Source organism: Erythrobacter sp. W302b (assembly GCF_046452395.1).
Taxonomy (GTDB): Bacteria; Pseudomonadota; Alphaproteobacteria; order Sphingomonadales; family Sphingomonadaceae; genus Erythrobacter.
Genome location: NZ_JBKFDH010000001.1, coordinates 2,427,791 through 2,444,490 on the forward strand (window position 1 = coordinate 2,427,791; position 16,700 = coordinate 2,444,490).

Sequence of the window (16,700 nt, forward strand, 5' to 3'; positions counted from 1 at the left end):
ACAGCCTTCAACCTTCGGCTGTGCTTTGCAGCCGCTGGCGTGAGCAGACGATGCCGCTTGAGCGTGCCTTCAGCAGAAGCTAGACCCTTGGCCGGGAACAGGGGAAAAATCGTATGAAGTCGGTCATCTTTGCAGCCACCGTCGGCCTGTCGATCATCATGCCGTCGATAGTCGCAGCCCAGACCACTGTCATTCATGCAGGCCGCCTGATCGACGTGCCGGGCGAAGCGCCGCGCGGCCCATCGACGATCATTGTCGAGGATGGTCTGATCGTTGCCATCGTTGATGGCTATGCGGAACGACCCGAGGGGGCCGAATTCATCGACCTGCGCGCTCACACGGTGCTCCCCGGACTGATCGATAGCCATGTCCACCTGACCAGCGATTCCGGCGGGCTGGCGGGACAGCTGGAGGCTGTGACCCTGTCCCCCGCCGCCCAGGCCTTCAATGCGCAGGCCAACGGGATGAAAACGCTGCGCGCGGGCTTCACCACGGTGCGCAATCTTGGCGATGGCGACGGCGCGGTGTTTGCCCTGCGTGACGCGGTCAATGCCGGCAAGGCGATGGGGCCGCGGATCATTGATGCCGGCAGCAGCCTGTCGGGCACGGCTGGTCACTCTGACGATGCACTCGGCTATCGCGACGAATTGCGCCCCTTCTTTGCGGGCGCTGGCAGTACCTGCGACGGGGCCGAAGACTGCCGCCGCGCGGCGCGGTACCAGATCGGGCGCGGCGCGGACGTCATCAAGATGACCATCACTGGCGGGGTCAACAGCCGGATTGGCGCGGGCCTCGGCAGCCAGATGTTCGATGATGAGGCCGCCGCGGTGGTCGCCACCGCACGCATGTTCGGACGCAAGGTGGCGGTCCATTCCCATGGCGCAGACGGGACCTTGCAGGCGCTCAAGCTCGGCGTCGATTCGATCGAACATGGCACGATGCTCAACGAGGACGTCATCGCCCTGTGGGCGAAGAGCAAGACCTATTACGTCCCGACGCTGTCGACCGTGAACGGATATAAGGAAAGGCTGGCGGCGAACCCCAATGCCTATGAGCCTGATGTCCTCGCCAAGATCAAATGGCGCATCGAGATCACCGGCAAGACGCTAGAGACGCTTGTTCCGCGCGGCGTCCGTATTGCCTTCGGGACTGACGCTGGCGTGTCGAAGCATGGCCGCAATGGCGACGAATTCGAGCTGATGGTCGCGCACGGCATGACCCCCGAAAGCGCATTGGTCGCAGCCACGATCAACGCCGCCGACCTGCTCGGCCTGTCCGACAAGATCGGCACAATCGCACCGGGCAAAAGCGCCGACATCATCGCCGTCTCGGGCGACCCTTTGAAGGATGTGTCGGTCTACAAGGATGTCCAGTTCGTGATGGCGCGCGGCACCGTGGTCGCACTGGATTGATCAGCCCGCCGCGATCCTGAACGTTTGCTTTGGGAAGTGCCCGAAGGCAGGTGGTGCCGCTTACGTGACTCGAACACGTGACCCCATCATTACGAATGATGTGCTCTACCGACTGAGCTAAAGCGGCATTCCTGCACGCGGCCCTAGTCGTGTGGGCGCGCGGGCGCAATGCAAAGGTGGAGGCCCGAGCCGGAATCGAACCGGCGTGCAAGGATTTGCAGTCCTCTGCGTAACCACTCCGCCATCGGGCCGAGCCACCCAAGGCAGATGCCTCGGACGGAAGCGGCGCACTAGCGATTCGGGGACTGCTTGGCAATCTGTGATTGCAAGCCTGACTTTACGCAACGTCAGTCTGGACCGCGCTGCGATCACGCGGCAAAGCTCACCGCCATGACCATCGCCAGCCTGCTTGAACCCGTCACCGGCCAGCCCGGCCCGGCCCGCCTCACCCATGCCGCCGACTGGATGCAGGGGCGCACACTGTATGGCGGGGCCTCGGCGCTGGTGGCCTATACCATGGCGACCCGCGCCTTCAGCGGTCTCCCCCCCTTGCGCGCGGGCCAGATCGCCTTTGTCGCTCCGGTGGGAGAGGAGATCGCACTCTCGGCCGAGATCATCCGGCAGGGCCGCAATGTGACTCAGGTGCGCAGCGAGATCATCAGCGACGGCAAGGTCGCGCTCAGCGCCTTCTGGCTGTTTGCCGAAGGGCGGGAGGCCAACGCGCTCCACCCGGCGCCGCCGCCCGAAAACTGGCCGGGCCCGCCGGAGGACACCCCGGAGGTCACCCACAGCTTCGCGCCGAGCTTTGTCGCCAAGAATTTCGAGCTGCGCCACGGCCAGACCCGGGGCGAGGATCGCGGCGCGACCGTGCGGCGCTGGGCACGGCTGACTGAGGCGCATGATCTCGACCCCGTCTCCAAGCTGGTGCTGATGGGCGACGTCATGCCGCCGGGTGCCATGCGGGTGATGCAACGGCAGGGCCCGATCAGCTCGATCAACTGGTCGTTCAACGTGCTCGATCCCGAAAGCCGGTCACGCGACGGCTGGTATCTGGCCGAGAACGCCAGCCAGCACGCCGCGGCAGGCTATTCCTCGGAACGCCTCAGGATGTGGGACGCCGATGGCCAGCAGGTGCTTGACGGCATCCAATGCGTCGCCGTTTTTGGCTAGCGGGGGATCAACCCCACAGTTTCTGCGTCAGTTCCGGTAGCGCTGCGGCATAGCGGGCAACATCCTCGATCCGCCCGGTGCTGACGCGCGAATAGCCTTTCCAGTCGCCATAGGTCCCGCGAATGGAAATCCCGCGCTGGCCCATGGCCTCGCGCAGGGCGTCGGCATCGGGCACCTTCACGAAGACGAAATTGGTCTGCGAAGGGAGCGCGGTCAGCCCTGCCCTGGTCACGGCATCAAGGATCATCGCGCGGCCTTCGAGCACGGCGGCGCGCGATTGGGTGAGGAAGGGCGTGTCGTCATAGCTCGCAATCGCCGCCGCCAGCCCGGCGAGATTGCCGCCGAAACTCATCAGGTGCGACTGGATGCGCGCGGCATTGGCCTCACTGGTGATGGCGTAGCCGACGCGCAGGCCCGCCATGCCATAGATCTTGGAGAAGGTGCGGCACACGATCACATCGGCCCCGCTGCGCACCAGATCGACCATTGCGTTGTCTTCGGGCCGGTCGGTCAGCTCGTTATAGGCTTCGTCCACCAGCAGGGTGGCGTGCGGTGTAACCTGCGCCGCAAAGCTGCGGAGCGCGGCAGGCTCGATCAGCACGCCGGTGGGGTTGTTGGGATTGCACAGCTGGATCAGCGCAACCCCGTCCGTTGCCTTGGCCGCCATCGCTGGCAGATCGACATTCATATCGGCCGTCAGCGGCACCCGGATCGACGTGATGCCCTGCCGCTCGCCATAGATGACCGTCGTATCCCAGAACAGATCGGGGCACAGGATCGCGCCCTCGCGACCCCAGGCCAGCGCGATGGCGCACAGGATTTCGGTCGACCCGGCACCGACGACCACTTGCGCGGGGCTGACCCCATGCCGCTCGGCAATCATCGCGGTCAGCCGCATCAGGCCGCGGTCCGCGTAATAGCAGCCCATCTTCGACGTCTCGGCGATCGCGCGGAGCGCCGATGGGGCCGGGCCATAGGGATTCTCGTTCCGGCTGAGCAGCGCTTGGCCGATCTTAGGACCGAAATCGGGCTCGGCCGTCGGCGTGGCCACTGCTGCGCCAAGTGCGGAGAACGGCATGGCCCCAAGTCCGCCGGTCAAGCTGGCACCGGCGATGAAGGATCGGCGCGTGGTCGACATGAGGAGCTCCTTTAAGTCAGGTGGCAACGGGTCAGAACTTGGCGATCATCAAAACGCCGATGAAGGTGAGATAGAGGCCGAACACGCGGCGCAGGATGGCAGGCGAAAGCATATGCGCCGCCGCCACGCCCAGCGGCGCGAACAACACGGATGTTGCGATCAGAACCGCGGCAGTGGGCAGGTTGATGAAGCCGAGTGAGCCCCAGCCACGCCCGCTTTCCCCCAGCCCAATCACGACGAAACCGATCGTCGCCGGAATCGCGATGATGGCGCCCATCCCGGCTGCTGTACCGATCGCGCGGTGGATCGGGGTGCCGCACACCGTCATGGTCAGGGTGGTGAGCGTACCGCCGCCAATGCCGAGCAAGGTGGAGAACACCCCCAGCGCGCTGGCAATCCCGGCGCGCGGCAGGCCGGAAGGAAGTGCGGCAAACAGCGGTTCGCCCTGCCGGGCGGGCAGCAGGAAATAGACCGCGAAGGCCAGCACCCCGGTGCCGAAGATCAGCGCAAGGTGCGCGCCTGAAATCCAGTCGGCCAGCGCCGTGCCGACCGCGGTGCCCAGCACCACCCAGATCGACCAGCCCTTGAGCAGGCCGAAATCAACCGATCCGCGCTTGGCATGGCTGCTGGTCGCGCGGAGCGAGGTGAAGATAATCGAGGCGAGCGAGGTGCCCACCGCCACATGCGCCGTCTGCTCTGACGCAACCCCCAGCACCGGCAGCAGCAACATCAGCGCCGGGACAACCACGAACCCGCCGCCGATCCCGAACAGGCCGCCGGCAAAGCCAGCCGCAGCGCCCGCGATCAGCAGGGCGGGAAGCGCGAAGGCGAGGGGGGAGAGGACGCTCATTCACGCGGAGAATAAGCTCGCGGCCCTAATCGCCAAGCGAATTTTTGCAGTGCAGCATGGGGTAAATGCCCCATGTCCACTCAGGGTGCCGGGTGGCTGACGCGGCCGCTTACACGTCTTCGAAGTTGGGTTTGCGGCGCTCCATCTCGGCCATCACCGCTTCGACCTGATTGCGGCTGCGCATGATCGCGTGCTGCTCGATGCTCTCCTCCAGCAGGATCGCATCGGTCTCCCGCTCCCACATTCCGGCCTGAAGCCGCTTGGCGGCGCGGATGGCGTGGGGGTTCTTGTTGGCGATCTGGCGGGCGATAGCGAGCGCGCGCTCGCGCGGGTTTTCGTCGAGATAGGTCGCCAGGCCGAGAGTCTGGGCTTCGGCCCCGGTGAATTCGCGGTTGGTGTAGATCAGCTCGCGCAGCACATCGTCGCGCACCAGTCCGCGCCACAGCGCGTAGCCGCCCATGTCGGGGACGAGGCCCCACTTCATCTCCATGATCGCCATGCGCGTGGTCGGATGGACAACGCGGATGTCGGCTCCACTGGCGATCTGCAAGCCGCCACCAAAGCACACGCCGTGGATGGCCGCGATCACCGGAACGGGGAGCTTGCGCCATTGCATCGCCACCTGCTGCGGGCGATTGGCATTGCCATAGGTGCGTTCGGTCAGGCTCGGCTCGTCCTCGGGCGGCTTGCGCGAAAAATTCGACAGGTCGAGCCCGGCACAGAACGCCCGCCCCTCACCTGACAGCACCACCGCGCGCAGGCCCTTCATGCGCTGGAGCGCGTGGCCCGCCTCGATGATGCGTTCGAACATCTCGGGGTCGAGCGCATTCATCTTGTCGCCCCGCACCAAGCGGACTTCGGCGACGCCATCTTCGCCAAGGTCGATGGCGACGCGGTCATTGGCGATCGTGGTGGCGGTGGCGGACATGCGATGTGATCCCTCAAGGCGTGAATTCGGCGGCAAGATTGGCTGATCCGCCGCGCCCTGTCCAGAGGTGCCTAGGCTGCACCTGCAAGGCAGAACAGACCGGCAGCCGGTGGGACATCGAACGCATAGTCGCCGTCCGGGTGGGTGGCGATCAGGTGCGCCAGACCGAAGGGTCGAAGCTTGGCCCGCACCCGCGCCACATGGGTCGTCAGGGCGGTGGTCTCAGGTCCGCGTGCTCAGCATCGCCGCAAGACAGGGGAAATCATGGCCCAAGCGCCAATCGCGATAACAGCCGAAGCGGCTCAGCCGCAACCGGTGGTGCACAAGACCCAGGAGAAGCAGCGCAACCTGACAAAAACCGGGGACCGCGGCGAGCACAAGATGCGCTGCGGGCGAGACCTGATCGACGGAGCCTTTCACCAGATGCGAGCTGAAAGCCACCACCTGAAAGGCGGCGATCAGCATGGGATAGGTGCGGTTGGCATTCAGCGCGACAAGGATAAGCCCAATCAGCGCGGCCGCATCTGCAATGCCGAAAAACAAGGAAAATGCGCCCAGATCATGGATCTCGTTGCTCAGGGTCTGGAACGCCAGCGAAGGCGCGACGATGGTGCTGCCAAAGACGATAGCCAAGCCCCGTTCCGGGCCGCCGCCCCAGCACCACATGGCAAACAGCAGGCTGACAAAGGTGAGGTTCTGGATATCGGCCAGATGCGCGCTGATGACCGTAGGGATCATCGCCGCACCACGCAGGAGGCTGCGCGGATCACGGGCGGCGTGGTCACGAGTTTGCCCCGCTTTCTGCCGTGGCCGCCAAGCATATCAGCGCGGACGGCCACAGGCGCGACCACAATCCGCGGTGGCTACCGTCTCCACGGGCGCGCTCCAGTCCCGGGCCGAAAGCGCGGACTTGTCTTCGACCACATCGCTCAGGACCACAGCGGCATTCACGCTGAGGATGACTGTCGCCAGAATACAGGCCGAAATGCACAGGATCGCAAGCAGCCGGAAGGGCACGGCATGCTGCCCGTCGAGGAGCCTTGGCACAAGCTGCGGCTCGTCCGGCTCTGCCTGATTGTCCGATGGCACGAATGGCCGTGCGTCACCCAAAAGGATGCCGCCGGTTTCATCCCGCGCAAAGGCCTCGACCAGCGGGAACGTTCTTGGGAGGTGGGCTGCGCTGCCGGCCGGGACAACCGGCTGCGACAGGATTGGCACCACATACGGCAAAGGATCGCGCGATCGGGGCGGGGACTGCTCCGCCCGGCTGTCGCGATGGAGAGCGCGGTAATTCTCCACCAGATCGCCAAGGTTGCCTGCGGCGTAAATGTCTTTGAGCGCGCGAATGTGCTGATTGATGCGCGTTTCGGACACGCCGAGTTCCTGCGCGATCACCTTGATGGGCACGCGCCGGTCTATGCGTTCCATCACGGCCCGCTGTCTTTCGGTCAACCGCCGTCCGACTCCAGACGTCATGTCGATCTCCTTCGTCAGTCCAGTGCAGGTTACACCTAAACCAACCCAAAACGGATGGAATTTTTCACCGATTTGGAGGAGAAGACCTTGCGGATCGCCTAATGCCGATCGGAAACCCGGCTGTCAGGCGGCCGAACTGTTGACCCCTTTGGATTGCAGATAGCGCTTGATATTGCGCGCAGCCTGTCGGAGCCGCTGCTCGTTCTCAACCATCGCGATCCGCACGTACCCCTCGCCGTTTTCGCCGTAGCCAACCCCGGGGGCGACAGCGACCTGCGCTTCGGTCAGCAGCTGCTTGGAGAATTCGAGGCTGCCCATCGACTTCAGCGCCGGCGGCAGCGGGGCCCAGGCGAACATCGAGGCCGGCGGCGCAGGGATATCCCAACCCGCACGGCCGAACGCCTCGACCATCACGTCACGGCGCTTGTGGTAGAGTTCGCGGTTGGTGTCGATAATGTCCTGCGGGCCATTCAAGGCTGCGCAGGCCGCCGCCTGGATCGGGGTGAAGGCACCGTAATCAAGATAGGACTTCACCCGCGTCAGCGCCGCGATCAGCTGCTTGTTGCCGACCGCAAAGCCCATGCGCCAGCCCGCCATCGAATAGGTCTTCGACATCGAGGTGAACTCGATCGCGACATCCTTGGCGCCCGGCACCTGCATGATCGAAGGCGTGGGATTGCCGTCGAAATAGAGCTCGGAATATGCCAGATCGGATACAACCCAGACCTGGTTCTCCTTCGCCCAAGCCACCAGCCGTTCATAGAAAGCCAGATCGACGATCTCCGAGGTGGGGTTGGACGGATAGCTCACCACCAGCACTGACGGGCGCGGCACGGTGAAGTTCATCGCGCGTTCGAGCGATTCCCAGTAGTGCTCGTCGGGCGTGGTCGGCACCGACCGGATCGTCGCCCCTGCGATGATGAAGCCGAAGGTGTGGATCGGGTAAGACGGATTGGGCGCCAGCACCACATCGCCCGGCGCGATGATCGCCGTGGCGAGGCTGGAGAGGCCCTCTTTCGAGCCCATCGTCACCACCACCTCGCTATCGGGATCAAGCTCGACCCCGAAGCGGCGGGCATAATACCCCGCCTGTGCACGGCGCAGGCCGGGGATGCCCTTGGACTGCGAATAGCCATGCGCGTCGGGCTTGGCCGCGACTTCGCACAGCTTGTCGATGACGTGCTGCGGCGGGGGCTGGTCGGGGTTGCCCATGCCGAGGTCGATGATGTCCTGCCCTGCCAGCCGCGCGGCATGACGCATGGCGTTGACTTCCGCGATCACGTACGGAGGCATGCGCTTCATGCGGTAGAACTGGTCATTCATCGTCTGTCATCACCTTGTCTTGCGCGAGGTCTTCAGCGGCTCTGATGCGCCCCCCGCGCCCTCTCCCTAGGCCAAACCCGCGGATCGTGGGAAGGCGTTTTCGCCAATTGCGGCTTGGCCGGAGGGGCGACACTGGTATGACGGTGCGACAGACAAGGGACGATTTGACGCGATGGCACAGGATACCGACCTGATGGCGACGGCAGGCGAGGGGCTGAAAGGCTTTTTCGATATGCAGGGCGACGCCATGCGCGAGCTGCTGGGAGCCAAGGGGCTCGATTCGCTGTTGGGCGCTGGCATGAAGGGCGGCATGGACCCTGCCGAACTGGCCGAATGGGCCGCCACCGCGACGCAGCTCCAGCAGCTGTGGTTCGAATTCGCGGCGCATCAGACACAGGCTGCCGCCGGGAAGGCCGTCAAAGGGAGCATGGGCGGCAGCAATATGCTGGACCCTGCGCAGTGGCTGGTGATGTCGCAGGCGATGCTCGGCCAGATGCCCAAGGGGATGTTCGAAGCCTCGGCCAAGCTGGCGCAGGATCAGATGCAGCTGTGGTCAGGCGTGATGCAGAGCTTTGCTGCGGGCGCCACTGGCGGGAAGATGGCTGAAGCCCCCGAAGCTGCTGCCCTGCCCAAAAGCGACCGCCGCTTTGCCGACCCGGCATGGCGCGACCATCCGGCGTTCCTGTTGCTGCATCAGACCTATCTGATGCTGGCCGACTATTTCCGGCAGGCGGTCAAGGGCATGGACGGGCTCGACCGCGCCAAGCGTCAGCAGCTCGAATTTGCCGTGTCGGCGCTGGCCGAAGCGATGAGCCCGGACAATTTCCTCGCGCTCAATCCGGTGGTGATGAAGCGCACGATCGAAAGCCGCGGGGCGAACCTCGTGCGGGGCATGCAGCACCTCATCAACGACTTGAAGCGCGGGCAGCTGACCCACACCGATCCCAACGCGTTCCGACTGGGTGAGAACCTGGCCGCAACCCCGGGCAAGGTCGTCCACGAAACGCCGATCTTCCAGCTGATCCAGTATTCGCCCTCGACCGACGAGGTGCTGGAAGTGCCGTTGGTGATCTTCCCGCCGTGGATCAACCGTTTCTACATCCTCGACCTGACGCCCAAGAAGAGCTTCATCAAGTGGGCCGTGGATCAGGGGATCAGCGTCTTCGTGGTCAGCTGGAAAAGCGCCGACGAAACGATGGGCGACGTGGTGTGGGACGATTACATCCGCGCCCAGATGGAAGCGATCGACCATGTTCGCGCACGGCTCGATGTGCCAGCCGTGCACACCATCGGCTATTGCGTGGCGGGGACGACACTCGCGGCAACGCTCGCGATCCTGTCGCGCCGCGAAGAAGCGGACAAGGTCAAGTCCGCCACCTTCTTCACCGCGCAGGTCGATTTCGAGAAGAGCGGCGATCTCAAGAATTTCATCGACGATGGTCAGCTGGAAATGATCGGGCAGCTGTCGCCGCATGGTTACCTCGACGGCCGCTATCTCGCCGCCGCGTTCAACGCGCTGCGAGGGCGTGACCTGATCTGGAACTATGTGGTGAACAACTACATGATGGGCGAGGATTACCCCGCCTTTGATCTGCTTCACTGGAATGGTGACGTCACTAACCTGCCCTCCAAATGGCACAACGCCTATCTGCGCGATCTTTATCGCGACAACAAGCTGGTGGTGCCGGACGCGCTGGAGGCTGACGGCACGCCGATCGACCTCACGAGGGTCGCCACGCCCAGCTTCGTGCAAGCCGGGCGCGAGGATCACATCGCGCCCGCCGAAAGCGTGTGGCGCATCACCCGTCATTTCACCGGGCCGATGGAGTTCCTGCTGGCAGGTTCCGGCCATATCGCCGGCGTGGTCAATCCGCCCGCGGCGGGGAAGTACCAATACTGGGTCGGCGATAGCGCCGCGCCGTCGCTCAAGGCCTTTGTCGAAAGCGCGACCGAACATCCGGGCAGTTGGTGGCCGCACTGGCTGGAATGGCTTCATCGCCAGTCCGATGCGCGCGTTCCTGCGAAAGGCAAGCGCGTGCCCGGCGGCAAGGGAGATACCGTGATCGAGGACGCGCCGGGGCGCTATGTGAAGACGCGGTAGGCGAAGACTTGCGCAGCCCACAGCGGCTGACCCCAACGACAAACCTCTGAATCTGCAAACATTCGGACATTTTTGTGCACTGCACAAAAAGACTTGACTTCGCACCTGCATTCACTATTTTGTGCAGTGCAACATGAAGCGAGGCTGCCATGTCCGAATTTGAAAACACTGCCACCGAAGCAAAGGCTCCCGTCGCCAAGATCGACGCTGCTGCCGAAAAGGCTTACGCCGAAGCATCGGCGAAGTCTGTCGAAGTGCCGAAGGCTGACGCCGCTCCGGTCGCCAAGAAGATCGCTGCGCCCAAGAAGGCCCCGGCTGCCAAGAAGGCAACCCCGGTCAAGAAGGCCGCTGCCAAGACCGTCAAGAAGACGGCAAGCAAAACCCCGGTCAAGAAGCCGGTGCTGGCCAGGAAGGCTGCCGTCAAGACGAGCAAGCCCGCCGCGCCGAAGACCAATCCCGTCATCAAGCTCAAGGACACGATCATGGCCACTGCCAAGAACACCGATATCGCCGCAACTGCCAAGGACGTTATCGCCGACGTTCAGACCCGCGCGAAGACCGCCTACGCCCAGACCACCGTGCTGGCTTCGGAAGCCACCGAGTTCACCAAGGCGAACGTTGAAGCTGTCGTGGAAAGCGGCAAGATCTTCATCGCCGGTGCGCAGGAACTGCTCAAGGACAACGTCGAAACCGGCAAGACCGCGATCGAAACCGTCACCGAAGACGCCAAGAAGGTTGCCGCCGTCAAGTCGCCGACCGAGCTCTTCCAGCTTCAGGGTGAAATCGCCCGTCGCAACTTCGACGCGCTGGTTTCCTACGGCTCGAAGCGCACCGAAGCCTGGGTGAAGCTCTACAACGACGCTTTCGCCCCGATCTCGAACCGCGTCAGCGTCGCCGCGGAAAAGATCAAGAAGGCTGCGTAAGCCAAACAGTTTCTGAGCCGGGCCTCTCTCCTCTCTCCCAACCCGGTTCACGAAAGAGCGCTGCAAAGCGCGGGCCGGCCAGACCAGCGTCTGGCCGGCCCTTTTGATTCCGGGCGGCGGCACGGCCGACCCCAAATGAATCCAACCAACCGCTTGCACACGCGCGTGCCTTTCCCATAATGGAGGCTCATGCCGAACCCGTCCTTCCCTCCCCTCGCCGCCATGGTCGAGCCGCTCGCGCCGCTTGCCCTTCCCGCGTGCGCGACAGACGAGGATGGCGACGGTGGCAAGGACAGCGACGGGCAGGATCAGGTCGGCGTCGTCACCAAGACCCGCGCCAAGGCCAAGAAGCCGAGCCAGTACAAGGTGCTGATGCTCAACGATGATTACACCCCGATGGAATTCGTGGTGCTCGTCCTGAAGCGCTTCTTCGGGATGGATCTGGAACAGGCCACCCGCGTCATGCTCCACGTCCACCAGCGCGGCGTGGGCGTCTGCGGGATCTTTACCTACGAAGTGGCCGAAACCAAGGTCAATCAGGTGATGGACTTCGCCCGTCAGAATCAGCACCCGCTGCAATGCACGCTTGAGAAAGCCTGACCGGCCGGCCATGCGCCAGCCGCACCATCCCGATCCCGATCCGCCGCTGCCCGGGCAGGAAAGCGTATGGGACTACCCCCGCCCTCCGGTCTGTGAACCGACATCGCGGCATATTCGCATCGTTCATCGCGATGTGGTGATCGCCGACACGCGCGAGGCGTGGCGCACCCTCGAAACCAGCCACCCGCCCACCTATTACATTCCCCAATCCGACATTGCGATGGCGCACCTGCGGCCCAACCCGGCCCGTTCGCTCTGCGAATGGAAGGGGCAGGCGGTCTATTGGGATGTGGTGATCGGCACCGAGACGATTGCGGCCACGGCATGGAGCTACCCCGCCCCCACGCCTGCCTTTTCCCGTATCCGGGATCACATCGCCTTCTATGCGACACCATTCGATGCGGTGCTGATCGATGGCGAACCCGTCACCCCGCAGCCCGGCGGCTTCTATGGCGGCTGGATCACCGCACGCGAGGCGGGCCCGTTCAAGGGCATACCCGGCAGCCGTTTCTGGTAAAGCTGTTTGGCGGTAAATCTGGCGCTCATCCACCTTCTCCCAGAATTGGGGGCATGACGCGGGGACGCTGCATCGCTATGGCGTGCACGCAAACGACGGAAAGCCGCTCTTGTTCAACATGATCCCCAGCATAGACCGCTATATCCTGCGGCTGGTCATCGTACCGATGCTGGGCGTGTTCGCGCTTGCCGCATCGTTGCTGACGCTCGACAAGATGCTGCGATTGTTCGATTTCGTCGCGGTCGAAGGCGGGCCCGTGGGCGTTGTGTTCAAGATGCTGGGTGCGCTGATCCCCGAATATGCGAGCCTTGCGATTCCCTTGGGCCTGCTGCTGGGGGTGTTGCTGGCATTCCGCAAGCTGGCGACGTCTTCCGAGCTCGATACGATGCGCGCGGTCGGCCTGTCCTATAACCGTCTGCTGCGGATGCCCTATCTCATCACGCTGGTGATGGTCGCGCTCAACATTGCGCTGGTGTTCTACATCCAGCCGATCAGCCGCTATTACTACGAGCAGATGGAATATGAGCTGCGCTCCGGTGCGCTGGGGGCTTCGATCAAGGTGGGCGAGTTCACCACCATCGCCGACCGCATGGCGCTGCGGATCGAGGAGAGCGAGGATGATGGCCGCCGGTTGATCGGCATCTTCGCCCGCGTTGCCAACGCCAAGGGGCAGGTGCTTTCGATCTCCGCGCGCGAGGGGGCGTTCCTCTCGACCCGCGACAATCCCGATACCATCATCCTGCGCCTGACCGAAGGCACGATCATTCAGGACACCGGGATGCAGGGGCAGACCCCGCGCGTGCTGAGCTTCAGCCGCCATGATCTGCCGATCGATCTGCCCGCGATCGAGAAATTCCGCGCGCGCGGCGATGCGACGCGAGAATACATTCTGCCCGAACTGCTCAAGATGGGCTGGAGCCGCGACAGCGCGCCCGATCAGCGTGACGCCAGTGTCGCCAGCTTCAATTTCCGGCTGGTCGAGATCGTGATGATGTTCCTGATGCCGCTCCTGGCGGTGGCGCTGGCGATCCCGCCCAAGCGATCCACCAGCGCGCTGGGGGTGTTCGTGTCGATCGTGATGGTGGTCGCCTATCACAAGATCAACCAATACGGCGAAGATGTCGCTGCGCTCGGCCGGCTTGATCCGATCCTCGCCTTCTGGGTGCCCTTCGTGCTGTTCGCGGGGCTGATTATCTGGATGTATTACCGCGTCGCCTATGTCCCCGGTGGACAGGCCATCGGCGCGCTGGAGATGGCCTTTGCCAAGCTGTCAAAGCGGGTGAGGACGCTGTTCGCGCGCCGCCGCCCGCGCGCGGCTGGGCCGGCTGCGCCACAAACGGCTCCGGCAGAGTAAGGCGCGATGCAGCTCGATTTCTTCCCCTCGCGCACACTGACGCTCTATCTGGCGAAGATGTTCGTGGTGCGCATCCTGGCGGTGCTCATCATGCTGGTGCTGGTGCTGCTGGCGCTCGATCTGCTGTCGGCGACCGGCAAGATCCTCGCCGCGCCGGGCAACGGACAGGCCGAAATCCTGCAATATGCGAGCCTGCGCCTGCCGCAGCTGGTGAGCCGCTTCCTGCCCTATTCGGTGCTGCTGGCGACGCTGATCACGCTGGTGACGCTGAACCAGAACAGCGAAGTGGTGGCGATGAAGGCGGCGGGGCTTTCGGCGCATCAGGTGCTCTCACCCCTGCTGCTCACCGCAGCCCTGGTATCATTGGGGAGCTTCGCCTTCAACGAGCGGGTCGTCACCCGCGCCAATGCGACGCTGAAGGCGTGGGAGAGCGCCGAATACGGCCCGATCCCGCCCGCGCAAACCGGCGGCGTGCGATCGGGCGTCTATCTCATCGATGGCGACAATATCCTCACCGCTGCCACCCTGACAGGGACGGGTGACAGCATCGTGCTGACCGGCGTCACGTGGTACGCCCGCGCGCCGGGCGGGATCATCCGCGAACAGATCCGCAGCCCCCGCGCGACCTACGCCAGCCCCGGCTGGCGGCTGGAGAACCCGGTGAAGTTCGACGTGGCCGGTGCGATCACCGAACGTCCGGCCGCAGTCGTGGTCGGCCAAACCCTCACCCCAGACCGGATCATGCTGCAATCGATCGATCCCGACGCGCAAAGCTTCTGGGAGCTGTCGCACAGCATCGACACCTATGCCGCGGCGGGCCGCAACACGGACGAGATGCGCGCCAAGTGGTGGCACCGGCTGTCGGGCCCGCTATCGGCGCTGCTGATGCCCTTGCTGGGCTCGATTGCCGCCTTCGGGCTGGCGCGGTCGGGGCAATTGTTCGTGCGCGCGATCATCGGGATGGCGCTGGGCTTTGCCTATTTCGTGGTCGACAATGCCGCGCTGGCGATGGGCAGCTTCGGCGGCTACCCGCCGCTGCTCGCGGCCTGGGCGCCGTTCGTGCTGTTCCTGCTGCTCGGCGAGACGGTGCTGATCCGGACCGAAGAGTGAGAGGCCAATGGTCGCTCCGGCTCGCGCGTGCGGGCGACGCCGAAGCCATGCCCGAGATCGAGCGCGCGGCAGCGGTCGCCTTTGCAGGGGAGCCGGGGATTGACCCCACTGTCACCCGCACCCCCGCTGATTTTGCGCGTCTGATCCGCAAGGGCCACAGCCTCGTCGCCCATGTCGGGGAGGCGATGGCGGGGTTTCTGGTGGCCGAACCTTTCAGCCGCGAACTCCACATCTGGGAAATGGACGTCGCCCCGGCGTATCAGCGGCGCGGGATCGGGGCGGGGCTCGTGCGCGCTGCCATGATCGACGCGCGCAACACCGGGTTCAGAGCCCTGACCCTGACGACCTTCCGCGATCTGGCATGGAATGGCCCGTTCTACGCGCGCCTTGGTTTCGAGGAGCTGACGGCCATCGACGCCCATCCGCGCCTTGCAGGCGAATTGGCGAACGAGGTCGACGACGGCCTCCCCGCCGACCGCCGCTGCGCGATGATCTGTTTTCTGGATTGACGCCTCAACCAGAATCCGTTCGCCCTGAGCCTGTCGAAGGGCCGCTTTTCCTCTTCGATGCTCAAGGAGAAAGTGCGGTGCTTCGACAAGCTCAGCACGAACGAGCGTTGTTCTAACCCCGCGTTCCCATCGTGCTCCGCGCGATCCGGCCCACCAGCGTCAGCATCCCCGGATGGTTCGCGCCGTCATAGGTCGAACCCGAGCCCAATTCGCGCGCCAGACGGCGATGCGCTTCGGGCAGGTCATGATACGGCATCGAGGGCATCAGGTGGTGCAGCGCGTGATAGCGCAGGCCCACCGGCGCCCAGATCTCGGCGGCCAGCCCCGGCGGGGGCACGTTCACACTATCGAGGAACTGCGCGGTCACCGTCATCGCCTCGCCCTCGTTCTCCCACAGGTGCGCGACGAGCGTGCGCAACTGGTTGAGCACCGCGGCGAGCGACAGGATCACCAGCGCTGTCGCCAGTGGCTGCCAGCCGAACACGAAGACGCTCGCGATCAGCGCGATCGCCCACAGGCTCGCACCTGCTTCCTGCCAGCGCACGCGACCAGCGAAATCCCCCTCGGGCGCCTTGCGGCGAAATTCGGGATTGATCGAGAGCGACGAGAACCGCTCCCACGTGAAGGTGCGCAGCGGCGGAATGATCAGGCCCAGCGGATAGAGCACGCCGAAGCGCACAATCAGCGCCACCGGCAGCAGCATCGCCACCAGCACGAACAGCGGCAGGCTCCACGGCTTCATCAGCGCCAGCGGCAGGTATTCGGGGTCTTCCACCGTGCCATATTGGGTGCGCTTGTGGTGGATGGTGTGGACGCCTTCATACATGAAGCTCGGCGTCAGCATCGGAATGCCGACGAGGAGGTTCCAGCCGGTGCGGAACCCGGGGAGCGCATCGCGGTGGATATGCGTCAGCTCGTGGATGAACATCAGCGCACGGTAGAGCGCCAGCGCGGCCACCAGACCGGCGGCAATCTTCACGCCAAGACTGCCCGACACAATCGCCACCGCAATCCCGGCATAGCCCACGCCCGCCGACACCAGCATATCCGTCCAGTAGATCGCCGGCTTCGCCTCACCCAACCCCTTGGTCAGGTCGCGCGCGGCGCGCAGCATCGCCTTGTCATCCTCGACCATGAACTGGGCTCTGGTCGGCTTTGGCGTAGCCGTCGCGGGCTGGGGGTGGATGGTCTGGTGCATGGTCATTTTGAGCAAATCCTGAGGCTCGCCCTACCCCAAATCAGGGGCCGAGCCAAACGCGGGTTGTTGGTGACAGTGATCGATAGCCTTG

16 protein-coding genes and 2 tRNA genes are annotated in these 16,700 nt (G+C 64.4%); 9 read left to right on the top strand and 9 right to left on the bottom strand.

Annotated features, from left to right (window positions below; all coding sequences use genetic code 11):
• Positions 1-113: 113 nt before the first annotated feature.
• Positions 114-1,412, top strand: coding sequence for an amidohydrolase family protein (locus ACLBKT_RS11440; protein ID WP_410183045.1), 1,299 nt, complete (start codon positions 114-116; stop codon positions 1,410-1,412).
• A gap of 51 nt (positions 1,413-1,463) precedes the next feature.
• On the opposite strand, the gene ACLBKT_RS11445 is transcribed toward ACLBKT_RS11440, so the two are convergent.
• Positions 1,464-1,539: transfer RNA gene (locus ACLBKT_RS11445), tRNA-Thr, on the bottom strand.
• A gap of 50 nt (positions 1,540-1,589) precedes the next feature.
• A tRNA-Cys gene (locus ACLBKT_RS11450) sits at positions 1,590-1,663 on the bottom strand.
• A 139-nt stretch (positions 1,664-1,802) separates the two neighbouring features.
• On the opposite strand from ACLBKT_RS11450, the gene ACLBKT_RS11455 reads away from it, so the two are divergent.
• Entirely contained in the window at positions 1,803-2,582 is a 780-nt protein-coding gene (locus ACLBKT_RS11455; protein ID WP_410183046.1) for an acyl-CoA thioesterase, read from the top strand.
• A 7-nt stretch (positions 2,583-2,589) separates the two neighbouring features.
• Here ACLBKT_RS11455 and ACLBKT_RS11460 read toward each other — a convergent pair whose 3' ends face one another.
• The 6 genes from ACLBKT_RS11460 to ACLBKT_RS11485 all read right to left on the bottom strand — a co-directional run bounded on the left by ACLBKT_RS11460 (position 2,590) and on the right by ACLBKT_RS11485 (position 8,297).
• Positions 2,590-3,720 carry a pyridoxal phosphate-dependent aminotransferase gene (locus ACLBKT_RS11460; protein WP_410183047.1) on the bottom strand — a complete coding sequence of 377 codons (1,131 nt, stop codon included), beginning with the start codon at positions 3,718-3,720 and terminating at the stop codon, positions 2,590-2,592.
• 31 nt (positions 3,721-3,751) lie between these two features.
• Positions 3,752-4,570 (bottom strand): sulfite exporter TauE/SafE family protein, encoded by an 819-nt coding sequence (locus tag ACLBKT_RS11465; RefSeq protein WP_410183048.1) that lies wholly within the window; start codon positions 4,568-4,570, stop codon positions 3,752-3,754.
• 109 nt (positions 4,571-4,679) lie between these two features.
• A complete protein-coding gene (locus ACLBKT_RS11470; protein ID WP_410183049.1) occupies positions 4,680-5,498 on the bottom strand; it encodes a crotonase/enoyl-CoA hydratase family protein in 819 nt (272 codons plus the stop codon).
• A gap of 222 nt (positions 5,499-5,720) precedes the next feature.
• Positions 5,721-6,236: a hypothetical protein gene (locus ACLBKT_RS11475; protein ID WP_410183050.1), complete on the bottom strand. Its 516-nt coding sequence runs from the start codon at positions 6,234-6,236 to the stop codon at positions 5,721-5,723.
• A gap of 84 nt (positions 6,237-6,320) precedes the next feature.
• On the bottom strand, positions 6,321-6,974 hold the full coding sequence (locus ACLBKT_RS11480) for a hypothetical protein (RefSeq protein ID WP_410183051.1): 654 nt from the start codon (positions 6,972-6,974) through the stop codon (positions 6,321-6,323).
• A 123-nt stretch (positions 6,975-7,097) separates the two neighbouring features.
• A complete protein-coding gene (locus tag ACLBKT_RS11485) occupies positions 7,098-8,297 on the bottom strand; it encodes an LL-diaminopimelate aminotransferase (protein ID WP_410183052.1) in 1,200 nt (399 codons plus the stop codon).
• Between the two features lie 172 nt (positions 8,298-8,469).
• Here ACLBKT_RS11485 and ACLBKT_RS11490 point away from each other — a divergent pair, with 172 nt between their 5' ends.
• The 7 genes from ACLBKT_RS11490 to ACLBKT_RS11520 all read left to right on the top strand — a co-directional run bounded on the left by ACLBKT_RS11490 (position 8,470) and on the right by ACLBKT_RS11520 (position 15,411).
• Positions 8,470-10,398 carry a PHA/PHB synthase family protein gene (locus tag ACLBKT_RS11490; protein WP_410183053.1) on the top strand — a complete coding sequence of 643 codons (1,929 nt, stop codon included), beginning with the start codon at positions 8,470-8,472 and terminating at the stop codon, positions 10,396-10,398.
• A 149-nt stretch (positions 10,399-10,547) separates the two neighbouring features.
• Positions 10,548-11,321, top strand: coding sequence for a phasin family protein (locus ACLBKT_RS11495; RefSeq protein WP_410183054.1), 774 nt, complete (start codon positions 10,548-10,550; stop codon positions 11,319-11,321).
• 189 nt (positions 11,322-11,510) lie between these two features.
• On the top strand, positions 11,511-11,921 hold the full coding sequence (gene clpS / locus ACLBKT_RS11500) for an ATP-dependent Clp protease adapter ClpS (RefSeq protein ID WP_410183055.1): 411 nt from the start codon (positions 11,511-11,513) through the stop codon (positions 11,919-11,921).
• Positions 11,922-11,931: 10 nt separating this feature from the next.
• Positions 11,932-12,438, top strand: coding sequence for a DUF427 domain-containing protein (locus ACLBKT_RS11505; protein ID WP_410183056.1), 507 nt, complete (start codon positions 11,932-11,934; stop codon positions 12,436-12,438).
• Positions 12,439-12,556: 118 nt separating this feature from the next.
• Positions 12,557-13,792, top strand: coding sequence for an LptF/LptG family permease (locus tag ACLBKT_RS11510; RefSeq protein ID WP_410183057.1), 1,236 nt, complete (start codon positions 12,557-12,559; stop codon positions 13,790-13,792).
• Between the two features lie 6 nt (positions 13,793-13,798).
• On the top strand, positions 13,799-14,902 hold the full coding sequence (lptG, locus tag ACLBKT_RS11515) for an LPS export ABC transporter permease LptG (protein WP_410183058.1): 1,104 nt from the start codon (positions 13,799-13,801) through the stop codon (positions 14,900-14,902).
• On the top strand, positions 14,899-15,411 hold the full coding sequence (locus ACLBKT_RS11520; protein ID WP_410183059.1) for a GNAT family N-acetyltransferase: 513 nt from the start codon (positions 14,899-14,901) through the stop codon (positions 15,409-15,411). Before lptG ends, ACLBKT_RS11520 begins: the two co-directional genes overlap by 4 nt.
• Positions 15,412-15,523: 112 nt before the next feature.
• Here ACLBKT_RS11520 and ACLBKT_RS11525 read toward each other — a convergent pair whose 3' ends face one another.
• A complete protein-coding gene (locus ACLBKT_RS11525) occupies positions 15,524-16,615 on the bottom strand; it encodes a fatty acid desaturase family protein (protein ID WP_410183060.1) in 1,092 nt (363 codons plus the stop codon).
• Positions 16,616-16,700 lie beyond the last annotated feature (85 nt).

Bases quoted from the DNA above. Each gene is read 5' to 3' on its own strand.
- ACLBKT_RS11475 (WP_410183050.1), bottom strand. From the start codon at position 6,236: ATGATCCCTACGGTCATCAGCGCGCATCTGGCCGATATCCAGAACCTC.
- lptG (WP_410183058.1), top strand. From the start codon at position 13,799: ATGCAGCTCGATTTCTTCCCCTCGCGCACACTGACGCTCTATCTGGCG.
- ACLBKT_RS11455 (WP_410183046.1), top strand. From the start codon at position 1,803: ATGACCATCGCCAGCCTGCTTGAACCCGTCACCGGCCAGCCCGGCCCG.
- ACLBKT_RS11480 (WP_410183051.1), bottom strand. From the start codon at position 6,974: ATGACGTCTGGAGTCGGACGGCGGTTGACCGAAAGACAGCGGGCCGTG.
- ACLBKT_RS11495 (WP_410183054.1), top strand. From the start codon at position 10,548: ATGTCCGAATTTGAAAACACTGCCACCGAAGCAAAGGCTCCCGTCGCC.
- ACLBKT_RS11510 (WP_410183057.1), top strand. From the start codon at position 12,557: ATGATCCCCAGCATAGACCGCTATATCCTGCGGCTGGTCATCGTACCG.
- ACLBKT_RS11465 (WP_410183048.1), bottom strand. From the start codon at position 4,570: ATGAGCGTCCTCTCCCCCCTCGCCTTCGCGCTTCCCGCCCTGCTGATC.
- clpS (WP_410183055.1), top strand. From the start codon at position 11,511: ATGCCGAACCCGTCCTTCCCTCCCCTCGCCGCCATGGTCGAGCCGCTC.
- ACLBKT_RS11505 (WP_410183056.1), top strand. From the start codon at position 11,932: ATGCGCCAGCCGCACCATCCCGATCCCGATCCGCCGCTGCCCGGGCAG.
- ACLBKT_RS11525 (WP_410183060.1), bottom strand. From the start codon at position 16,615: ATGACCATGCACCAGACCATCCACCCCCAGCCCGCGACGGCTACGCCA.
- ACLBKT_RS11440 (WP_410183045.1), top strand. From the start codon at position 114: ATGAAGTCGGTCATCTTTGCAGCCACCGTCGGCCTGTCGATCATCATG.
- ACLBKT_RS11485 (WP_410183052.1), bottom strand. From the start codon at position 8,297: ATGAATGACCAGTTCTACCGCATGAAGCGCATGCCTCCGTACGTGATC.
- ACLBKT_RS11460 (WP_410183047.1), bottom strand. From the start codon at position 3,720: ATGTCGACCACGCGCCGATCCTTCATCGCCGGTGCCAGCTTGACCGGC.
- ACLBKT_RS11490 (WP_410183053.1), top strand. From the start codon at position 8,470: ATGGCACAGGATACCGACCTGATGGCGACGGCAGGCGAGGGGCTGAAA.
- ACLBKT_RS11470 (WP_410183049.1), bottom strand. From the start codon at position 5,498: ATGTCCGCCACCGCCACCACGATCGCCAATGACCGCGTCGCCATCGAC.